This window comes from Streptomyces sp. NPDC018964 (assembly GCF_044390325.1).
Lineage (GTDB): Bacteria > Actinomycetota > Actinomycetes > Streptomycetales > Streptomycetaceae > Streptomyces.
This window is the reverse complement of sequence record NZ_JBIRYZ010000001.1, coordinates 224,015-240,044: the sequence shown is the minus strand read 5'-3', so window position 1 is coordinate 240,044 and position 16,030 is coordinate 224,015. Positions and strand designations below refer to the sequence as shown.

Here is a 16,030-nt window from a genome sequence, read left to right as displayed (position 1 = left end):
CGGGTCCCGGGGCGCCCTGCCACGGTGGGGATGGATTCCGGGGACCTGCCGCCTCCCAGGTGTAGGTCTCGAAGGGCGACGCTGTCAATAGTTTGTACTTACATTCGGACTAGTTAGTGAAATGATGTCTTAACAAAGTATTGACAGCGGACGGTTCTGGGGATTGGATCGCGTCCCAGCATGAACCGCCGTGTTCCATGGCGCACTCCCGGACTTCCGAGGTTCCGGGCACCGGATCCTCGGACTCCCGCCCTTTCCCCGCGTAGCACAGTGAGGTGCAGGACAGATGGACCGCTCTTCGCACACCCGCTCCCGCAGAATCGCGCAGTTCGTCGCGGTCGCAGCGGCAGCTGCCCTGACCCTCGCCGGATGCTCCAGCGGTTCCGGCGGCAAGGAGTCGGAGGAAGGCGGAGCGGACGCCTCCGCGGGCAAGGCGAACACGCCCCGCATGAAGGTCGCCCTGGTCACCCACCAGGCGCCCGGTGACACCTTCTGGGACATCGTCCGCAAGGGCGCCGAGGCCGCGGCCGCCAAGGACAACGTCGACCTGGTCTACTCGGCCGACCCCAACGCCGGCAACCAGGCCACCCTGGTGCAGAACGCGATCGACCAGAAGGTCGACGGCATCGCCGTCACCCTCGCCAAGCCGGACGCGCTCAAGGAGGTCATAGCCAAGGCGGACGCGGCCGGCATCCCCGTCGTCGGTCTCAACTCCGGTCTGAGCGACTGGAAGGACCTCGGCCTGCTGGAGTTCTTCGGCCAGGACGAGTCCGTGGCGGGCGAGGCGTTCGGCAAGAAGCTGAACGAGGTCGGCGCGAAGAACACGGTCTGCGTCGTCCACGAGCAGGGCAACGTCGGCCTGACCCAGCGGTGCGACGGGGTGAAGAAGACCTTCGAGGGCGAGACCCAGATCCTCAACGTCAACGGCACCGACATGCCGTCGGTGAAGTCGACGATCACCGCGAAGCTGAAGCAGGACTCCGCCATCGACTACGTCGTCACCCTCGGCGCGCCCTTCGCGCCGACCGCGGTGCAGTCGGTGGGCGACGCGGGCAGCAAGGCGAAGGTCGCCACCTTCGACCTCAACAAGGAGCTGACCAAGGCGATCGAGGCCGGCGACATCGAGTTCGCCGTGGACCAGCAGCCCTACCTCCAGGGCTACCTCGCCGTCGACGGCCTGTGGCTCTACGAGAACAACGGCAACTACAGCGGCGGCGGTGAGCAGCCGGTGCTCACCGGCCCGGCGTTCGTCGACAAGTCCAACGTCGACGCGGTCTCCGGGTACGCCGCGAAGGGCACCCGGTGATGAGCATGGCCCCACAGGCTGAGCCGGCGGTGAGCACACCGCCGGCCCCCGGCCCGAAACAGACCGACGGCCGCACCGTGCGGCGCTCGCCGGCGCTGCGCCTGCTCGCCCGGCCCGAGGTCGGCGTGTTCCTCGGGGCCGTGGCCGTCATGGTGTTCTTCCTGTTCGCCGCGCCGCCGGTGCGGGACGGCAGCTCCATGGCGAACATCCTGTACCAGTCGTCGGTCATCGGGATCATGGCGCTGCCCGTGGCCCTGCTGATGATCGGCGGGGAGTTCGACCTCTCGTCCGGCGTCGCCGTCGTCACCTCGGCACTGACCGCGAGCATGCTCAGCTACCAGCTCACCCTGAACGTGTGGATGGGCGTGATCGTCGCCCTGGCGGTCTCCCTGGGCATCGGCGCGTTCAACGGCTGGATGCTGGTACGGACCGGGCTGCCCAGCTTCCTCGTCACCCTCGGCACCTTCCTGATCCTCCAGGGCGTGAACCTGGCGGTGACCAAGCTGGTCACCGGCAACGTCGCCACCGACAGCATCAGCGACATGGACGGCTTCGACCAGGCCAAGGCGATCTTCGCCTCCGGCTTCGAGGTCGCCGGCGTCCAGGTGAAGATCACCGTGGTGTGGTGGCTCGTCTTCGCCGCCCTCGCCACCTGGGTGCTGCTGCGCACCAAGTACGGCAACTGGATCTTCGCCGTCGGCGGCAACCAGGACAGCGCCCGCGCGGTCGGCGTCCCCGTCACCTTCACCAAGATCTCCCTGTTCATGCTGGTCGGCTTCGGCGCCTGGTTCGTCGGCATGCACAACCTGTTCTCCTTCAACACCGTGCAGTCCGGCGAGGGAGTGGGCCAGGAGCTCATCTACATCGCCGCCGCCGTCATCGGCGGCTGTCTGCTGACCGGCGGCGCCGGCAGCGCGATCGGCCCGGTCTTCGGCGCCTTCATGTTCGGCATGGTGCAGCAGGGCATCGTCTACGCCGGCTGGAACCCGGACTGGTTCAAGGCCTTCCTCGGCGTGATGCTGCTCGGCGCCGTCCTCATCAATCTGTGGGTCCAGCGCCAGGCGACCCGGAGGTGACCGCAATGACCGACAAGACCCCCGGCACCCACGGCTCCGTCCTCAAGGACACCGCCCCCGACGGCGACCGCCCCCTGGTCGAACTCCGCGGAGCCGGCAAGTCCTACGGCAACATCCGCGCCCTGCACGGCGTCGACCTCACCGTCCACCCGTCCAGGGTGACCTGTGTCCTCGGCGACAACGGCGCGGGCAAGTCCACCCTCATCAAGATCATTTCCGGTCTGCACCAGCACACCGAGGGCGAGTTCCTCGTCGACGGCGAGCCGGTGCGCTTCTCCACCCCGCGCGAGGCCCTCGACAAGGGCATCGCCACCGTCTACCAGGACCTCGCGGTCGTCCCGCTGATGCCGGTGTGGCGGAACTTCTTCCTCGGCTCCGAGATGACCAAGGGCCCCTGGCCCGTCCGCCGCCTCGACATCGACCGCATGAAGCGGACCGCCGACGAGGAACTGCGCAACATGGGCATCGTCCTGGACGACCTGGAGCAGCCCATCGGCACGCTCTCAGGCGGCCAGCGCCAGTGCGTCGCCATCGCCCGCGCCGTCTACTTCGGCGCGCGGGTGCTGATCCTGGACGAGCCGACGGCCGCCCTCGGAGTCAAGCAGTCCGGCGTGGTGCTCAAGTACATCGCGATGGCCCGCGACCGCGGCCTCGGCGTCATCTTCATCACCCACAACCCGCACCACGCCTACATGGTCGGCGACCACTTCAGCGTGCTGCGCCTGGGCACCGTGGAACTCAGCGCCGACCGCAGCGAGGTCGGCCTCGAGGAGCTGACCAACCACATGGCGGGCGGCGCCGAACTGGCCGCCCTCAAGCACGAGCTGGCGCAGGTCGGCGGCGTCGACACCGAGGAACTCCCCGAGGAGGGCGACCTCCAGGCCCCCGTGGCCGCAACCCCGGAAGGAAAGTCCTGACATGGCCCTCGCGCTCGACCGCATCCGTGTCGGTTCCGCCCCCGACTCCTGGGGCGTCTGGTTCCCCGACGACCCGCGGCAGGTGCCCTGGCAGCGCTTCCTCGACGAGGTCGCCGAGGCCGGCTACTCCTGGATCGAACTCGGCCCCTACGGCTACCTCCCCACCGACCCGGCCCGCCTCGCCGACGAGGTGAAGAAGCGCGACCTCAAGGTCTCCGCCGGCACCATCTTCTGCGGTCTGCACCGCGGCCCCTCCGAGTGGGACACCACCTGGGAACAGGTCAGCCGCGTCGCCGCCCTCACCCAGGCCATGGACGCGAAGCACCTCGTCGTGATCCCGTCCTTCTGGCGCGACGACAAGACCGCCGAGATCCTGGAACCCCCGGAGCTCACCACCGAGCAGTGGGGCCACCTCACCCGGGGCATGGAACGCCTCGGCCGCGAGGTGAAGGACACGTACGGCCTGGACATCGTCGTCCACCCGCACGCCGACACCCACATCGACACCGAGGAGCACGTCGAGCGCTTCCTCGACTCGACCGACTCCGGCCTGGTCAACCTCTGCCTGGACACCGGCCACTACGCCTACTGCGGCGGCGACAGCGTCAAGCTGATCGAGACCTACGGCGAACGCATCGGCTACCTCCACCTCAAGCAGGTCGACCCGGAGATCCTCGCCGACGTCGTCGGGAACGGGGTCCCGTTCGGGCCGGCCGTGCAGCGCGGGGTGATGTGCGAGCCGCCCGCCGGCGTCCCCGAGCTGGGCCCGGTGCTCACGGCCGCGCAGAAGCTGGGCGTGGACCTGTTCGCGATCGTCGAGCAGGACATGTACCCCTGCGAGCCGGACAAGCCGCTCCCCATCGCCGTACGCACCCGCCAGTTCCTCCGCTCCTGCGGCGCCTGACGAGCCCGACGAAGGGGGAGGCGAGAGCCATGGACCGGCGAGAGCCGCTGCGCGTCGCCGTCATCGGGGCCGGCCGGATGGGCGCCGACCACGTACGCCGCATCGACCGGGTCGTCAGCGGCGCGCGGGTCACCGCCGTCGTGGACGTCGACGCCGAACGGGCCGAGGCCGTCGCCGCGGGCGTCGACGGCTGCACCGCCCACACCGACCCGGCCGCCGCGATGGCGGCGGCCGACGTCGACGCCGTGCTCGTCGCCTCCTCCGGGCCGGCCCACGAGGCCGCCCTGCTCACCGCGTTCGCACACGACCTGCCCGTCCTGTGCGAGAAGCCGCTCACCCCCGACGCGGCCTCCGCCCTGCGCGTCATGGAGGCCGAGCAGGCCCTCGGCCACCGCCGGGTCCAGGTCGGCTTCATGCGCCGCTACGACACCGAGTACGTGAAGCTGAAGGAACTGCTCTCCACCGGCAGGCTGGGCCGCCCGCTGATGCTGCACAACCGGCACCGCAACGTGTCCAGCGCGCCCTTCTTCACCAGCGCCATGCTCGTCACCGACTCGGTGGCCCACGAGGTGGACGCCACCCGCTGGCTCCTCGGCCACGAGATCACCGCCGTCACGGTCCTGCGCCCCACCCCTTCCTCCGGCGCCCCCGAAGGACTGGCCGACCCGCAGTTCGTCGTCCTGGAGACCGACGGCGGCGCGCTCAGCGACGTCGAGATCTTCGTCAACTGCGGCTTCGGCTACCAGGTACAGGCCGAGGTGGTCTGCGAACACGGCACCGCCCGCATCGGCGACGGCCACGCCCTCATCACCCACACGGCCGGCCACTGGGGCGGCACCATCCCCCAGGACTGGACCGAACGCTTCGCCCAGGCCTACGACGACGAGGTCCAGGCCTGGGTCGACGCGACCCGGCGCGGCGAGATCACCGGCCCCGGCACGTGGGACGGCTACGCCGCGGCGGCCGTGTGCGAGGCGGGGGTGCGGGCGCTGGAGGAGGGTGGCCGGGTGGAGGTCGACCTGGTGGAGAAACCCGCGCTGTACCGGTGACGGCGGGCCCGCCCGCGCGGTTCCCGGGATTCCGGTGCGCGGGGGCCCGGCCGGACCCGCTCAGGCCTGCCGTACCTCCGCGACGGTGACGGGACGGTGCTCGCGCAGCGACAGGGTGCACGCCTCGGCGATCCAGCCCGCCTCCAGGGCGTCCGCGACCGTGCACGGCGAGGGGATGACACCGGCCACGACCTCGGTGAACGCGGCCAGTTCGGCGCGGTAGGCGGCGGTGAACCGGTCCATGAAGAAGTCGTGCGGGGTGCCCGCCGGGAAGGTCGTGCCCGGCTCCACCGACCGCAGCGGCAGCTTGTCCTCCAGCCCCACCGCGATGGAGTCGGCGAAGCCGTGGATCTCCATGCGGACGTCGTGACCGCGCCCGTTGTGGCGGCTGTTGGAGACCACCGCGAGGGTGCCGTCGTCGAGGGTGAGGACCGCGCCGGTGGTGTCGGCGTCGCCCGCCTCCCGGATGTAGTCGGCGCCCCGGTTGCCGCCGGCCGCGTACACCTCGGCCACCTCGCGGCCGGTCACCCAGCGGATGATGTCGAAGTCGTGCACCGAGCAGTCCCGGAAGATGCCCCCGGACGCGGCGACGTACGCGGCCGGCGGCGGCGCCGGGTCCAGCGTCGTCGAGCGCACGGTGTGCAGCGTGCCCAGCTCCCCGCTCCGCACGGCCGCCCGCGCGGCGGTGAAGCCGGCGTCGAAGCGGCGGTTGAAGCCGATCTGGACCGGCACGTCCCGGCCCTCGACCGCCTTCAGCACCGCCACCCCCTCGGCCATCGTGCGGGCCACCGGCTTCTCGCAGAAGACGGGCACGCCCGCCTCCACACAGGCGAGGATCAGCGCCGGGTGGGCGTCGGTCGCGGCGGCGACGACCACGCCGTCCACCCCGGCCGCGAGCAGGGCCTCGGGGGAGTCCGCGACCTCGGCGCCGAACCGTTCGGCGGCGGCCTTCGCGGCGTCCGCGAACGGGTCGGAGACGACGAGGGACTCGACGGCGCCGAGCCCGGAGAGGGTCTCGGCGTGGAAGGCGCCGATGCGGCCGAGGCCGAGGATTCCGATGCGCATGGGGGACGGTGCTCCTTGCTTGCGGGTGCGTACGAGCGGGGTGTGCGGGGAGGTCAGTCGAGGCCGCCGAGGACGTTCTGGTCCCAGTCGATCACGGAGCCGGTGACCACACCGGAACGGTCGGAGAGCAGCAGGACCACGAAGTCGGCGATCTCGTCCGGTTGGCCGAGCCTGCCCATCGGCAGCCGCGCGGCGGCCTGCTCGCGCCAGTCGTCCCCGGCGCCGTGGAAGGCGCGCTGGGTGGCGTCCTCGCCCTCGGTGGCGGTCCAGCCGATGTTCAGGCCGTTGATCCGGATCCGGTCCCAGCGGTGGGCGTGCGCCGCGTTCCGCGTGAGGCCGATCAGCCCCGCCTTCGCGGCGACGTACGGCGCCAGGAACGGCTGCCCGCCGTGCGCGGAGGAGGTGATGACGTTGACGACCGTGCCGGGCGCCGCTCGCCGCACCATGTCGGCGACGGCGGCCTGCATGGCGAAGAACGGCGCCTTGAGGTTGACCGCGATGTGCTGGTCGAACAGCTCGGGCGTGGTGTCGAGCAGCGTCCCGCGCGAGGTGAGTCCCGCGGAGTTGACCAGGCAGTCGATCCGCCCGTACGCCTCCACCACCCGCGCGACACACGCCGTGGCCTGTTCGGCGTCCGCCAGGTCGGCCCGTACGAACATCGCCTTGCCGCCCGCGGCGGTCAGTTCGGCCACCAGCGCCTCACCGGGCTCCGGGCGCCGCCCGCTCACGGCCACGACCGCCCCCTCGCGGACCGCGGCCCGCGCGACGGCCGCGCCGACGCCCTGACTGCCGCCGTTGACGAGGACGGCCTTGTCGTCGAGGAGTCCCATGCCTGCGTCCGGCTCCTCTCAGCTCTCGCGCCGCTTGGCGCCGGCCCGCAGTTCGCCCCGCAGGGTCCGCGCGGTCCAGCCCTCGCGCAGCGCCCGGCGCACGACGTCGGCCTGCGAGGGCGGGGCCAGGCCCTCGACAGGCGGGTCGCTGTCGAGGTTGGTGGGGAAGGGGTAGCCTTCGGCGCTCGCCGCGATCACGTTCTCCAGCCACCGCTCGCCGGCGCCCTCGCCCCGCCGCTTGAGGAGCACCGGGTACACGGCGCCCACCACCGCCTCGCGGTCCACCGTCTCCATCGCCCGGCCGAACGCCGACGACACCTGGAGCAGGTTGGCCATGCGCCGGATGTCCGCCGAGCGGTTGGCGCCGGCGGCGTGGAAGAGCGCCGGGTTGAAGAACACCGCGTCGCCCTTGGCGAGCGGCAGTTGCACGTGGTGCTCCTCGAAGTACGCCCGGAACTCCGGCAGCCGCCAGGCGAGGTAGCCCGGCTCGTACTTCTGCGAGTGCGGCAGGTACAGCGTGGGCCCGGACTCGACGGGCATGTCGCAGTGGGCCACCGCGCCCTGGAGGGTGAGCACGGGGGAGAGGCGGTGCACGTGCGCCGGGTAGGCGGAGGCGGCCTCGTCGGAGAGGAACCCGAGGTGGTAGTCGCGGTGCACGGTCTGCGCCGCGCCGCCCGGATTGACCACGTTGACCTGGGAGGTGATCTGGTAGCCGGGGCCGAGCCAGGCCGAGGAGACCAGCGCGATCACCTCGTTGGCGTAGTAGTCGGCGAACGCCTCGGGGTCGTACAGGGCCGCCTTCTCCAGGGCGTTCCACACCCGGTCGTTGGCGCCCGGTTTGGCGAAGTGGTCGCCGGCCGCGGCGCCCGAGGCGCGCTGTTCGGCGATCAGGGCGTCGAACACGGCGGTGGTCCGGTCCACCACCGCCGGGTCGGTGAAGGCCCCGCGGATCACCACGATGCCGGGGCCGTCCGCGAACGCGCGTACCAGCTCGGCCTGGACGGCACGGTGGTCGGCGAGGGCGAGCCGGTCGGCGTCGTACAGCAGCACGTTCCGCTCGACGTCACTGGCGTGCGGGTAGGCGTCGAGGTCGGTCGGCTGCTCGACCAGTGCGCGGAAGGCGTCCAGGTCGCAGTCCCGCTCGGACAGCCAGGCGGCCGGAACGGGCGTCCGCTGGTGGGTGGAGGCTGACATGGGGCCGTCCCTTCGGGTCACGGAGCGACGCGGCTGATGTCATTCTTGTCAGTACAAACCCTTCGAACAACCAGCAGCGAGCCATCAAAAACCCCTCAGGAGCGGATGTGGGCCATCCCTTCCCGATCCGGGAAATCGCACGTCAGGCCGGTTTGAGCGAGGCCACGGTGGACCGGGTCCTCAACGGCCGGGGCGGAGTGCGGGAGAGCACCGCGCGGGAGGTGCGCCTGGCGATCGCCGACCTGGACCGGCAGCGCACCCAGGTCCGGCTGGTCGGCCGGACGTTCATGGTGGACATCGTGATGCAGTCGCCGGAGCGGTTCTCGACGGCCGTCCGGGCCGCGCTGGAGGCCGAACTGCCTTCCCTGCACCCGGCGGTGGTCCGCTCCCGCTTCCACTTCCGGGAGACGGGCCCGGCGGGGGAACTGGTCGCCGTCCTGGACCGGATCGGCCGGCGCGGCTCCCAGGGCGTACTCCTCAAGGCCCCGGACGTCCCCGAGGTCACCGCCGCCGTCGGCCGGCTCGCGGCGGCCGGGATCCCCGTGGTGACCCTGGTGACGGACCTGCCCGCGAGCGCCCGGATCGGCCACGTCGGCAGCGACAACCGCGCGGCGGGCGCGACCGCCGCGTATCTGATGGGGCAGTGGCTGGGGGACCGGCCGGGCAATGTGCTGACCAGTCTCTCCAGCGGCTCCTTCCGCAACGAGGAGGAGCGCGAGATGGGGTTCCGCGCCACCATGCGCGCCCGGTTCCCCGGGCGGACCCTCGTCGAGATCGCGGAGGGCCAGGGCCTGGACGCCACCCAGTACGACCTGGTCCGGGCCGCCCTGGAACGCGACCCGGGGATCCGCGCGGTCTACTCGATCGGCGGCGGCAACATCGCGACCCTGCGCGCCTTCGAGGACGCCGGACGCGAGTGCGCGGTGTTCGTCGCGCACGACCTCGACCACGACAACACCCGACTGCTGCGGGAGCACCGGCTGTCCGCCGTGCTCCACCACGACCTGCGCCACGACCTGCGCGAGGCCTGCCACCTGGTGATGCGCGCCCACGGCGCCCTGCCGCCCGCCGGGCCCACCCTCCCCTCCGCCGTCCAGGTGGTGACCCCTTACAACATGCCGCCCCCGATGCCGGCGGGGTGACGGCCGGGCGTGTAACCCCGTGCCCCGGGCCGGGCCTGCCTACCGTCGTGCGCATGAGGAAACCGACCCCGGAAGGCGGGCCCGAGCGGCTGATCGCGCTCGCCGACGGTGTGTTCGCCATCGCCATCACCCTGCTGGTCCTGGACATCTCCGTGCCGCAAGGACTGGACTCCGAGGAGTTCCACCAGGCCCTGGGCGACACGGTGCCCAGTCTGGGTGCCTACGGGATCAGCCTGGCGGTGCTGGGCGGCTTCTGGCGCGACCACCGGGCGATCTTCCGCACGGTCCGGCAGGTGGACGGGCACGTGATCTCGCTGACCCTGCTCGGTCTGGGCATCGCGGCCCTGCTGCCGTTCCCGACCGCGCTGGTCTCCGAGTACGGCGACGAACGCGCCCCGGTGATCATCTACGCGGTGACGGTGGCCTCGCTCGGCGCCGTCCACCTGGCGCTGGCCGCCCTCGTCGTCCGGCGCCCCTGGCTGCGCGGCGGGACCGCGCCCGTGCGGGACGAGCGGCTCCGCGCCGTCGATCTGGGGGCGACGGTGACGGTGTTCCTGGTGACCGTCCCGCTCGCCCTGGCCGTCGGGCCCGCCGCCATGTGGTGGTGGCTGGTGCTGGTACCGGTGAAGGTGTGGCTGGGCCGACGCGAGAACGCCCGGGCGGGATGACGCTCCTTTTCCTCGCCCCCGCCGCCCCTTCCCTGAGGGCTGCGCCCTCAGACCCCCATGCGCCCACGCGGCGGAGCCGCATGTCAGCACAGCCCCGCGCCCCTATAGGGGCGCGGGGAACTGCGCGAGCAACCCCCACCCACCCGCACGTCGGGGTCGAAGGGGCAGCGCCCCTTGAAGGACGGGACGGGAAGGGGCGGCGGGGGCGAGGAAACGTCAGAGCACCACCCACGCCCCGCTCTCCGCCGACCGCGCCATCGCGTCCAGCGCCGCCGCACTGTGCACGGCGTCGGCAAGAGTGGCCCCGTACGGAACCCCCTCCGCGACGGAGCGCAGGAACCGGTACGCCTCGATCACCTTCAGGTCGTCGTACCCCATGGAGTTCGCCGCCCCCGGCTGGAACGCCCCGAACTCCCCGTGCCCCGGGCCGACGTAGACCGTGCTGACGGGCTGGTCCTGGTAGGCGGTCCCCCTGCTGACGCCCAGTTCGTTCATCCGCCGGAAGTCCCAGAACACCGCCCCCCGCGTACCGTGCACCTCGAAGCCGTAGTTGTTCTGCTCGCCGACCGACACCCGGCACGCCTCCAGCACCCCGCGCGCGCCGGAGGCGAACCGCAGCAGGCAGTTGACGTAGTCCTCGTTCTCCACCGGGCCGAGTTCACCGCCGGCCGCGCGGGAGTGACCGGCCGTGGCGCCGACGGGCCGGGCCCGCTCGGGCAGGAAGACCGCCGTGTCCGCGGTCAGCGAGGCGATGTCGCCGAGCAGGAAGCGGGCCAGGTCCACGCCGTGCGAGGCCAGGTCGCCGAGCACCCCGCTGCCCCCGCGCTCCCGCTCGTAGCGCCAGGTCAAGGCGCCCTCGGGATGGGCCGCGTAGTCGCTGAAGAGCCGGATGCGGACATGGGTGACCGTGCCGATCTCACCGGAGGCGATCAGCTCGCGGGCCGCCTCCACGGCGGGCGCGTTGCGGTAGTTGAAGCCGACCGTCCCCTGGACCCCGGCCTTGGCGACCGCGTCCGCGACCGCGCGGGCGTCGTCCGCGCCCAGGCCCACCGGCTTCTCGATCCAGAGGTGCTTGCCGGCCTCGGCCATCGCGACACCGATCTCGCGGTGCAGGAAGTTCGGGGCGGTGATGCTGACGGCCCGCACCCGGGGGTCGGCGGCCACCTCCCGCCAGTCGCGGGTCGTCGAGGCGAAGCCGAACTGCGCGGCGGCCTCCTCGGCCCGGCCCGGCACCTCCTCGGCGACCGTGACCAGTTCGGGGCGGAGGGGGAGCTGCGGATAGTGGTGCCGCACGCGTGCGTACGCCTGGGTGTGCACCCGCCCCATCCAGCCGAATCCGACGACGGCGACACCCAGTGCGTCCAGCATGAAAGCCTCTCTCCGGCCCGGTCCGTGTCCTGCCCGCTCACCTTCTGCGGGCACCCGCCGTCATGTCAACCGTTTGACAGGACAATCCACGCGCCGGAAGCGACCACCGCAATACGGCGAACAAAATTGTTGACAATCTTGTTTGGCTAGATTTACGTTCGACAGGCACTCACTCAGGGAGGGCGACCATGCCGAACCAAGCCCGTCCGGGCACCGGGGAGCAGGCCAGACAGCTTGCGCTCGGGCAGCTGCGGGAGGCGATCCTGCGCGGCGAGATGGCGCCGGCGCAGCGGCTGGTGGAGAACGAACTCGCCGAGCAGTTCGGCGTGACCCGGGCCAGCATCCGGGCCGCGCTGATCGAGCTGGAGTCCCAGGGGCTCGTGGAACGGATCCGCAACCGTGGTTCACGGGTGCGGGTGGTGACCGTGGAGGAAGCGGTCGCCATCACCGAATGCCGCCTGGTCCTCGAAGGTCTCTGCGCGGCGAAGGCGGCGGCCGCCGTCACCGACGCACAGGTCACCGAGCTCAAGGACCTGGGCGCGGCGATGCGCAAGGCCGTGGCCGACGGCGAACCGCTCACCTACTCGGAGCTCAACCACGAACTCCACGCCAGGATCCGGGAGTTCTCCGGCCAGATGACGGCCGTGGAGCTCCTGGAGCGGCTCAACGCCCAACTGGTGCGGCACCGCTTCCAGTTGGCGCTGCGACCGGGGCGTCCGCAGCAATCCCTGAACGAGCATCTGGCCATGATCGAGGCGATCGCGGCCAGGGACCCGCAGGCGGCCGAGGCGGCCGTCCGCGCCCACCTCACCAGCGTGATCGAGGCGCTGCGCGACTGACACACGCACCGGGGCGGGCGTCACCTGTCACCAAGGAGATCTTCAGTCATGACGCATGCCAACGCGCCCGCCCCCGTACCCCGTTCGACGCTCGTCGTCACCGCGCACGCGGGGGACTTCGTGTGGCGGGCGGGCGGCGCCGTCGCCCTGGCCGCCTCGCGCGGGGAGAAGGTCACCATCGCGTGCCTGACCTTCGGCGAGCGCGGTGAGTCGGCCAAGGCCTGGCGCGAGGGGAAGAAGCTGGAGGAGATCAAGGCGATACGCCGGGAGGAGGCGGAGAAGGCCGCCGCCGTCCTCGGCGCCGAGGTCCGCTTCTTCGACGCCGGCGACTACCCGCTGACCGAGACCCCCGAACTGACCGACCGGCTCGTCGAGGTCTACCGCGCCACCCAGCCCGACGTGGTGCTCACCCACCCCGTCGAGGACCCGTACAACGGCGACCACCCGGCCGCCCACCGCATGGCGCTCCAGGCCCGCGTCCTCGCCCAGGCCATCGGCTACCCGGGGGAGGGCGAGATCATCGGCGCCCCGCCCGTCTTCTACTTCGAGCCGCACCAGCCCGAGATGAGCGGCTTCAGGCCCGAGGTCCTGCTCGACATCACCGAGGTGTGGGAGACCAAGCGCAAGGCCATGGAGTGCCTCGCCGCGCAGCGGCACCTGTGGGACTACTACACCGACCTGGCCGTCCGCCGCGGCGTCCAGCTCAAGCGCAACGCGGGCCCCAACCTGGGCCTGCCGCACAAGACCATGGCCGAGGCGTTCATGCGCCCGTACCCGCAGATCGCGAAGGAGCTGGCATGAGCGGCGTCGTCGTCACCGACCCCCCGAAGGCCGACGCGAAGGACGTCGAGGCGCTCGCCGGGTACGGCGTGGCCACGATCAGCGAGGCCATGGGCCGCACCGGGCTGCTCGGACCGGAGCTGCGGCCGATCCAGCAGGGCGTACGGGTCGCGGGCACCGCGGTCACCGTGCTCTCCTGGCCCGGCGACAACCTGATGATCCACGCCGCCGTGGAGCAGTGCGGCGAGGGCGACGTCCTGGTCGTCACCACCACCTCCCCGTCCACCGACGGCATGTTCGGCGAACTGTTCGCCACCGCGCTGCGACGGCGCGGCGTCCGCGGCCTGGTCATCAACGCGGGCATCCGCGACACGCAGGAACTGCGCGAGATGGACTTCGCCGCCTGGTCCCGGGCCGTCTCCGCACAGGGCACGGTCAAGGCCACCGGTGGCTCGGTCAACGTGCCGGTCGCCGTCGACGGCCAGGTCATCCGCCCCGGCGACGTGATCGTCGCCGACGACGACGGCGTGGTGGTCGTCCCCCGCGAGAAGGCCCGGGAGACGGCCGAGGCGTCCGAGGCCCGGGAGAACAAGGAGGCCGCCTCCCGCGCCGCCTTCATCGAGGGCCAACTCGGCCTGGACCGCTACGGGCTGCGCGAGAAGCTGAGGCAACTGGGCGTGACCTACCAGTCGTACGACGCGTACGCGGCCGGGGAGCGGCCGTGACCGGATCCGACGGGGTGCGCTGCACGCTGATGCGCGGCGGCACCTCCAAGGGCGGCTACTTCCTGGCCGACGACCTGCCCGCCGATCCCGCCGCCCGTGACGACCTGCTGCTGCGGATCATGGGCAGTCCCGACCCGCGCCAGATCGACGGCCTGGGCGGCGCCCACCCGCTGACCAGCAAGGTCGCCGTGGTCTCCCGCTCGGCCGACCCGGACGTCGACGTCGACTACCTGTTCCTCCAGGTCGCTGTGGACACACCCGAGGTCACCGACCGGCAGAACTGCGGCAACATCCTCGCCGGAGTGGGCCCGTTCGCCGTCGAGCGCGGGCTGGTGGCCGCCGGGGACGACGAGACGTCCGTACGCATCCGCATGCTCAACACCGGCGAACGCGCCGTCGCGACCTTCCCGACCCCGGGCGGACGCGTCGACCACACCGGCACCGCCAGGATATCCGGCGTGCCGGGCACGGCCGCCCCGGTCGTCATCGAGTTCCCGCAGGGCGAGGGCCCGTTGCTGCCCACCGGCAACGCCCGCGACACGATCGCCGGCACCGAGGTGACCTGCGTCGACAACGGCATGCCGGTGGTGCTGATCCCGGCGGCGGCGCTGGAGGTCACCGGGTACGAGACGCCGGCGGAACTGGAGGGGGACGCGGCGCTCGCCGACCGCCTCAAGGAGATCCGGCTGGCCGCCGGGCACCTGATGGGTCTCGGGGACGTCGAGGGCGCCACCGTGCCCAAACTGACCCTGCTCGCCCCGCCCCGGCACGGCGGCGCGGTCACCACCCGCACCTTCATCCCGGTGCGCTGCCACACCTCCATCGGCGTCCTGGGCGCCGCGAGCGTGGCGGCCGGACTGCGCGTGGCGGGCGGGGTGGGGGAGGGGATCGCACGGCTCCCCGACTCCGGCGACCGGGTACGCGTCGAACACCCCACCGGCTACCTGGAGATCGACGTCCACGTCGACCCCGGCTCCGCCACGGTCCGCCGCACCGCCGTCGTACGCACCGCGCGCAAGATCTTCGACGGCACCGTCTTCCCCCGGCCCGCCGAGACGGCACCGATCCCCGCACAACGCCCTGGAGGCACCCATGACTCCGCCGCTCGGTGACATCGCCCACGTCGGCCACGCCCAGCTCTTCACGCCCGACCTGGACGCCAGCGTCGCCTTCTTCACCGACTACCTCGGCCTGACCGTCAACGGCCAGGCCGGCGACACCGTCTACCTGCGCACCTACGACGACTACGAACACCACAGCCTGGTCCTCACCGCCCGCGAACACCCCGGCCTCGGCCGGCTCGCGCTGCGCACCTCCAGTGAGGAGGCGCTGCAACGCCGGGTGGCCGCCCTGGAGGCGGCGGACCGGCCCGGGAAGTGGGTCGAGGACGAGCCCGGCATCGGCAGGATGTACCTCACCGCCGACCCCGACGGCCACGAGCACGCCCTGTACTGGGAGAGCGAGCACTACCGGGCCCCCGAGGAGCTGAAGCCGGCGCTGAAGAACCAGCCGCAGGCCAGACCCAACCGGGGCGTGGGCGTCCGCCGCCTGGACCACATCAACTTCCTCGCCGCCGACGTGCTCGCCAACGCCGAGTTCCAGGAACAGCTCCTCGGCGCCCGGCCCACCGAGCAGATCCGGCTCGACTCCGGGAGGATCGCCGCCCGCTGGCTGACCTTCACCGACAAGTCGTACGACGTCGTCTACACCGAGGACTGGACCGGTTCCTCCGGGCGGCTGCACCACATCGCCTTCGCGGCCGACACCCGCGAGGACATCCTGCGCGCCGCCGACCTCGCCATCGACACCGGCGTGTTCATCGAGACGGGCCCGCACAAGCACGCCATCCAGCAGACGTTCTTCCTCTACGTCTACGAGCCGGGCGGCAACCGCATCGAGCTGTGCAACCCACTCACCCGCCTGGTGCTGGCCCCCGACTGGCCGCTGATCACCTGGACCGAGGCGGAGCGGGCCAAGGGGCAGGCCTGGGGCCTGAAGACCATCGCGTCGTTCCACACCCACGGCACACCACCGGTCGCCTGACGAGGACCGCGCCACCGGGGGGGGGGGGGGGGGGGGGGGGGGGGGGGGGGGGGGGGGGGGGGGGGGGGGGGCGGGCCCCGGGGGGGGGGGGGGGGGGGGGGGGGTCGGGAGTAATAATGCCGGC

General features: G+C 71.9%; 16 protein-coding genes. 12 read left to right on the top strand and 4 right to left on the bottom strand.

Features of this window, described 5'->3' with window-relative positions:
* Positions 1-286 precede the first annotated feature (286 nt).
* The 5 genes from ACH5AO_RS00975 to ACH5AO_RS00955 are packed head-to-tail and all read left to right on the top strand — an operon-like array spanning position 287 to position 5,252.
* A complete protein-coding gene (locus ACH5AO_RS00975; protein WP_398920421.1) occupies positions 287-1,306 on the top strand; it encodes a sugar ABC transporter substrate-binding protein in 1,020 nt (339 codons plus the stop codon).
* The gene (locus ACH5AO_RS00970; RefSeq protein ID WP_398920419.1) at positions 1,306-2,382 is read left to right on the top strand and encodes an ABC transporter permease; all 1,077 of its coding nucleotides are present in this window, start codon (positions 1,306-1,308) and stop codon (positions 2,380-2,382) included. The genes ACH5AO_RS00975 and ACH5AO_RS00970 overlap by 1 nt, the downstream gene beginning before the upstream one ends.
* Positions 2,383-2,387: 5 nt before the next feature.
* Positions 2,388-3,299 (top strand): ATP-binding cassette domain-containing protein, encoded by a 912-nt coding sequence (locus tag ACH5AO_RS00965; protein ID WP_398920417.1) that lies wholly within the window; start codon positions 2,388-2,390, stop codon positions 3,297-3,299.
* Between the two features lies 1 nt (position 3,300).
* A complete protein-coding gene (locus tag ACH5AO_RS00960) occupies positions 3,301-4,203 on the top strand; it encodes a sugar phosphate isomerase/epimerase family protein (RefSeq protein WP_398920416.1) in 903 nt (300 codons plus the stop codon).
* 29 nt (positions 4,204-4,232) lie between these two features.
* The gene (locus ACH5AO_RS00955; protein WP_398920414.1) at positions 4,233-5,252 is read left to right on the top strand and encodes a Gfo/Idh/MocA family protein; all 1,020 of its coding nucleotides are present in this window, start codon (positions 4,233-4,235) and stop codon (positions 5,250-5,252) included.
* Positions 5,253-5,312: 60 nt separating this feature from the next.
* On the opposite strand, the gene ACH5AO_RS00950 is transcribed toward ACH5AO_RS00955, so the two are convergent.
* The 3 genes from ACH5AO_RS00950 to ACH5AO_RS00940 are packed head-to-tail and all read right to left on the bottom strand — an operon-like array spanning position 5,313 to position 8,341.
* Positions 5,313-6,317, bottom strand: coding sequence for a Gfo/Idh/MocA family oxidoreductase (locus ACH5AO_RS00950; protein WP_398920412.1), 1,005 nt, complete (start codon positions 6,315-6,317; stop codon positions 5,313-5,315).
* Positions 6,318-6,370: 53 nt separating this feature from the next.
* Positions 6,371-7,147: an SDR family oxidoreductase gene (locus ACH5AO_RS00945; protein WP_398920410.1), complete on the bottom strand. Its 777-nt coding sequence runs from the start codon at positions 7,145-7,147 to the stop codon at positions 6,371-6,373.
* An 18-nt stretch (positions 7,148-7,165) separates the two neighbouring features.
* Positions 7,166-8,341: a phytanoyl-CoA dioxygenase family protein gene (locus ACH5AO_RS00940; protein ID WP_398920408.1), complete on the bottom strand. Its 1,176-nt coding sequence runs from the start codon at positions 8,339-8,341 to the stop codon at positions 7,166-7,168.
* Positions 8,342-8,448: 107 nt separating this feature from the next.
* Here ACH5AO_RS00940 and ACH5AO_RS00935 point away from each other — a divergent pair, with 107 nt between their 5' ends.
* Positions 8,449-9,483 carry a LacI family DNA-binding transcriptional regulator gene (locus tag ACH5AO_RS00935; protein WP_398920406.1) on the top strand — a complete coding sequence of 345 codons (1,035 nt, stop codon included), beginning with the start codon at positions 8,449-8,451 and terminating at the stop codon, positions 9,481-9,483.
* Between the two features lie 53 nt (positions 9,484-9,536).
* The gene (locus tag ACH5AO_RS00930; protein WP_398920405.1) at positions 9,537-10,151 is read left to right on the top strand and encodes a TMEM175 family protein; all 615 of its coding nucleotides are present in this window, start codon (positions 9,537-9,539) and stop codon (positions 10,149-10,151) included.
* Positions 10,152-10,367: 216 nt separating this feature from the next.
* On the opposite strand, the gene ACH5AO_RS00925 is transcribed toward ACH5AO_RS00930, so the two are convergent.
* On the bottom strand, positions 10,368-11,519 hold the full coding sequence (locus tag ACH5AO_RS00925) for a Gfo/Idh/MocA family protein (protein ID WP_398920403.1): 1,152 nt from the start codon (positions 11,517-11,519) through the stop codon (positions 10,368-10,370).
* 188 nt (positions 11,520-11,707) lie between these two features.
* On the opposite strand from ACH5AO_RS00925, the gene ACH5AO_RS00920 reads away from it, so the two are divergent.
* Genes ACH5AO_RS00920 through ACH5AO_RS00900 form a run of 5 tightly spaced genes read left to right on the top strand, consistent with a single transcriptional unit; the run spans position 11,708 to position 15,906 of the window.
* The gene (locus tag ACH5AO_RS00920) at positions 11,708-12,358 is read left to right on the top strand and encodes a GntR family transcriptional regulator (RefSeq protein ID WP_398920401.1); all 651 of its coding nucleotides are present in this window, start codon (positions 11,708-11,710) and stop codon (positions 12,356-12,358) included.
* Between the two features lie 48 nt (positions 12,359-12,406).
* Positions 12,407-13,159 carry a PIG-L deacetylase family protein gene (locus ACH5AO_RS00915; protein ID WP_398920399.1) on the top strand — a complete coding sequence of 251 codons (753 nt, stop codon included), beginning with the start codon at positions 12,407-12,409 and terminating at the stop codon, positions 13,157-13,159.
* A complete protein-coding gene (locus tag ACH5AO_RS00910) occupies positions 13,156-13,863 on the top strand; it encodes a 4-carboxy-4-hydroxy-2-oxoadipate aldolase/oxaloacetate decarboxylase (RefSeq protein ID WP_398920398.1) in 708 nt (235 codons plus the stop codon). Before ACH5AO_RS00915 ends, ACH5AO_RS00910 begins: the two co-directional genes overlap by 4 nt.
* Positions 13,860-14,975, top strand: coding sequence for a 4-oxalomesaconate tautomerase (locus ACH5AO_RS00905; protein ID WP_398920396.1), 1,116 nt, complete (start codon positions 13,860-13,862; stop codon positions 14,973-14,975). The genes ACH5AO_RS00910 and ACH5AO_RS00905 overlap by 4 nt, the downstream gene beginning before the upstream one ends.
* The gene (locus tag ACH5AO_RS00900) at positions 14,956-15,906 is read left to right on the top strand and encodes a VOC family protein (protein ID WP_398920394.1); all 951 of its coding nucleotides are present in this window, start codon (positions 14,956-14,958) and stop codon (positions 15,904-15,906) included. The genes ACH5AO_RS00905 and ACH5AO_RS00900 overlap by 20 nt, the downstream gene beginning before the upstream one ends.
* Positions 15,907-16,030: the final 124 nt, after the last annotated feature.